This window comes from Variovorax sp. MHTC-1 (assembly GCF_003984645.1).
Classification (GTDB): Bacteria; Pseudomonadota; Gammaproteobacteria; order Burkholderiales; family Burkholderiaceae_C; genus Variovorax.
The window spans coordinates 1-3,647 of sequence record NZ_RWKI01000055.1 but is presented as its reverse complement, the minus strand read 5'-3'; the positions used below and the strand labels follow the sequence as shown (position 1 = coordinate 3,647).

General features: G+C 62.3%; 5 protein-coding genes. 4 read left to right on the top strand and 1 reads right to left on the bottom strand.

The window, feature by feature from the left end; translation table 11 throughout:
* The 3 genes from EJI01_RS29150 to EJI01_RS29140 form a co-directional block, all read left to right on the top strand.
* The coding region (locus EJI01_RS29150) for a recombinase family protein (RefSeq protein ID WP_221885736.1) at positions 1-909 on the top strand (909 nt) is incomplete at its 5' end.
* Positions 910-958: 49 nt separating this feature from the next.
* Positions 959-1,099, top strand: coding sequence for a hypothetical protein (locus EJI01_RS29145; RefSeq protein ID WP_221885738.1), 141 nt, complete (start codon positions 959-961; stop codon positions 1,097-1,099).
* 200 nt (positions 1,100-1,299) lie between these two features.
* On the top strand, positions 1,300-1,701 hold the full coding sequence (locus EJI01_RS29140; protein ID WP_221885737.1) for a helix-turn-helix domain-containing protein: 402 nt from the start codon (positions 1,300-1,302) through the stop codon (positions 1,699-1,701).
* A 12-nt stretch (positions 1,702-1,713) separates the two neighbouring features.
* Here the strand turns inward: EJI01_RS29140 and EJI01_RS28070 are convergent, their stop codons facing one another.
* The gene (locus EJI01_RS28070) at positions 1,714-2,166 is read right to left on the bottom strand and encodes a transposase (RefSeq protein WP_185879103.1); all 453 of its coding nucleotides are present in this window, start codon (positions 2,164-2,166) and stop codon (positions 1,714-1,716) included.
* Positions 2,167-2,595: 429 nt separating this feature from the next.
* Between EJI01_RS28070 and EJI01_RS28065 the strand changes: the two genes are divergently transcribed.
* Complete coding sequence (locus EJI01_RS28065; protein WP_126840377.1) at positions 2,596-3,558, top strand: JmjC domain-containing protein; 963 nt, start codon at positions 2,596-2,598, stop codon at positions 3,556-3,558.
* Positions 3,559-3,647 lie beyond the last annotated feature (89 nt).

Sequence of the window (3,647 nt, the reverse complement as noted above, 5' to 3'; positions counted from 1 at the left end):
GGCCTCGGGATCGATCCCGTTGAGCTTGGCCGTCTCCACAAGGCTGTAGATCGCCGCAGCGCGTTTGAGCTCGGAGTGCTCAGGTCACGCATGTTCGAGGCAGCCCGTGCCAAGGCCCATCGAGGGGAATTGCGAATCAGCGTTCCGGTGGGATACATCTGGCATCGTGAAGTCGGTCTGGGCTTCGATCCCGATGCCCGTCTGCAGGAGGCGGTTCACCTGATCTTCGAGCGCTTCCGCAAGCTGGGCAGCGCCAGGCAGGTGCTGCTCTCGTTGGCCGCCGACGGCGTTCATTTTCCACGACCATCGGATGGCAAGAAGATGGTGAGCTTCGACTGGACGCCGATCCGCTACCGCAACGTGATCTCGGTGCTCAAGAATCCCTTCTATGCCGGCGTCTACGTCTATGGCAAGAGCGAGAAGCGAACGACCCTCGTCGAGGGGCGTCTGCGCAAGAGTTATGGCCATGGCAAGCCGGCGGATACGTGGGATGTGGTGATCAAGGATCACCACGAGGCCTACATTGGCTGGGCAGAATTCGAGCGCAATCAGAGGCTGCTGGCGATGAATGCATACGGTAGAGTGGACGGCGTGAAGTCGGGTCGCGGTGGTCGGGCGTTGCTGTCCGGGATGCTGTGTTGTGGACGATGTGGTCGACGCCTCACGGTGAACTATGTGGGCGGCGGTATTCGTCAAGCGGTATACCGGTGCGATCGCCCCAACAACTATCTGGGGCAGCCACGATGCTTCACCTTTGGAGGCCGGCGGCCCGATGAGGCGATCACACGCGAATTGCTGCGCGCCGTTGAGCCACTGGCGATTGAAGCGGCAATGCAGGCCCAACGGAGGCACATGGAAGTTCAGGCAGAACAGCGGCGCATCGTGGAATTGGCAGCAGGCGCGCTATGAAGCGTCTCTCGCCGAGCGGCGCTACGCGGCCTGCGATCCCGACCATCGCTTGATCGCCTCTCAGCTCGAGAAGAGCTGGGAAGCTGCATTGGAGCGCGTGCGCCGCTGCGAACAGCGCGTTGCAGCTTTCGATCAGGAGCAGGATGCCGCGCCGGCCCCGAACCTGGACGGTCTTGCCGAGGATCTCTAGGCTGCATGGAATGCACCGGGAGTGACGATGCGTTCGCGCCAGCAACTGCTTCGCACGCTCGTCAAGGACATCATTGCCGACGTCGACGACGCAACGCGCGAAGTGGTGCTCACGGTTCACTGGCGCGGCGGGCAGCACTCTCAAATTCGCGTGATCAAGCCGCGCACCGGCGAGCATGGCTGCCGCACACCTGAAGACGCTTGGCCGTCATACGCAGCATGGCGGGCAAATGGTCGGATGAGCACATCGCCGCATCGCTCAACCGCATGGGCCTGCCTACCGGACAGGGCAAGACCTGGACAGAGCACCGAGTCTCCTCGACGCGCAAGGTCCACGATATTCGTGCCTATCGTTCGGCACACAAGGACAGCGACTGGTTGACCATGTCGGAGGCGGCAGCCACGCTCGGCGTCAACAACCATCGCATTCGACGCCTGATCAAGGATGGGCTGCTACCAGCCGAGCAGGTCGTGCCCCGCGCGCCGTACCAGATTCGGGCCAGCGACCTGCTCGATCCTAAGGTGACCGATGCCGTGGGGCGAACAGATCGCCCGTGTCACGCCGACGGCGAGAAGCAGATCTCAATGTTTTCAAGCACTTAACGAAGAGGGGCACTATGAGCAGGTCATTGCCCAGGGACGAATCAAATTCTCACAGTGATTGTTGTCAACGGGCACGTCGCCATCGAGCAGGTTGCGCGTGAGCGCCTCCCAGGCATTCAAGCTGTAGTTCAAGGCCTTGGCCGTCGCACTGCCGTCAGGCACTCGGCCTCGCTCCAGCCGCAGCCATGCTTGCAGCTGCTCCCACAGGGGCCGAGCAATGTTCATTCTTTCGGCCAGTCGTTCTTCAGCGGGCATCTCCGCCAGTTCGCGCTCCACCCTGTAGATCTGGGCAATGCGCTGCAGCGTCCAGAAGCCATGGCCCAGGCCATCGAGCAGGCGGCTGGGCGATTGGCGGAGATGCGCGCCTTGGGATTGGAGAACGCTCAGCAGTACTCGGCGACGCAGATGATGGCGAACTACCTCGCTGCCTATCGCCGCGCGCTGGGAGCACGGCAGCGCCGCCACTAGGGACGCTCGGGTCTCGTCAGCAGGCGGGCTCAGGCACCGACTTCCAGGAGCTCTTCGCGATGCGCCCGCCTATGTCCTCGGCGTTCGCGAGCGAGCACATCAATCGGAGCTTGCGCGGCGCTTGTTCTGCCACAGCTTGAGCAACTCGGCGCTTTTCCCCCATCCGTCGTGGCTTGCGGCCGCCGGATAGATGTCTGCGGCATGAGGGCCTCCACGCGTCGAGCGCCGGCACCTTGCTCCCTAACGCCTGCCCAACCATTTGCATGGTGGGCGCTCCTCAGCCCAGTGGCCGGTAGATGCGGTCTCTATTAAAAACAAGTGCAAAAAAATGTGAACATTTCACATTTTTTTCTGCGATAGTGCGTTACATGAAGACCAAGGTACTACATGTGGCGGGGGATTTCGACCATGAGAGACGCACAAGACATGATCATCGGTTGGCGGGCCGCGCCGCCGCCGACGTTTCGCATTTGGGCAGAGAATCCTGCAAGCTTCTCCACGCACAGGATCACCGCCCTGCATCACAACTTTCACGAGCATCCGCTCTTCCAGGTGCCCGAACTCGTGAAGCTCGGCAAGGAACTCGCTCCCCTGGGGCGCTGTCGATTCATGAGGCCTGGCCTCACAGTCGCTTCCACCATCGCGCACGACAGCCGGCATCCGGACGGGCGCAGCATCGATGAACACTTCGAGCGCATGGAGGAGCCGGGTGCGTCGGTGGCCCTCTACAACATTGAAGCCATTCCGCGCTACCAGGCGCTGCTTCTCGCCATCGTGGACACCATGCGGGGAAGCGTCGAGCCCGAGCAACCCGACATTTTCCGAGTGAACGGGTTCATCTTCATCTCGGCTCCGCCCTCTGTGACGCCTTTTCACATCGATCGCGAGAACAACTTCTGGCTGCAGCTGCACGGACGCAAGATCCTGAACGTATGGGACCACCAAGACCGCTCCATCGTGCCGGCCGAGGCGGTGGAGGATTTCATCGTCACCCATTCGCTCCGAAAGGTGCGCTTCCAGGAGGAATTCCGGGCCCGGGGCCACGAGTTCGACGCCCGCCCGGGAGACGGCGTGTACTTCCCGAGCACCTCGCCGCACATGACGAGCTCCGATACCGCTTGGACCTCCCCGGGCAATCGCGTGTCGATTTCGATCGGCGTGACCTTCTACACCTCGGTCACGCGCGAGACCGCTCGCGTCCACCAGGTGAACCGGGTCTTGCGCAAATGTGGGTTGTCGCCCGCCTACCCTGGCGAGTCGCCCGCCGTGGACGCACTCAAGGCGCCCGTGGGCGGGCTCGTCGGCGCGACGCGATCCTGCTTCGTCGACATGACCGCATCGGCGCGGCGCTTCAAGCCGGTGACGACGCCGCCGCCGGGCTCCTATTGAGTGGGTTTGCATCAATTTTTGCACCCGCCTTCGTTGCGCATAAACAGGAGGAAGAATGCACTTGAGTCTGCTGCCGTCATCGGTCCGCA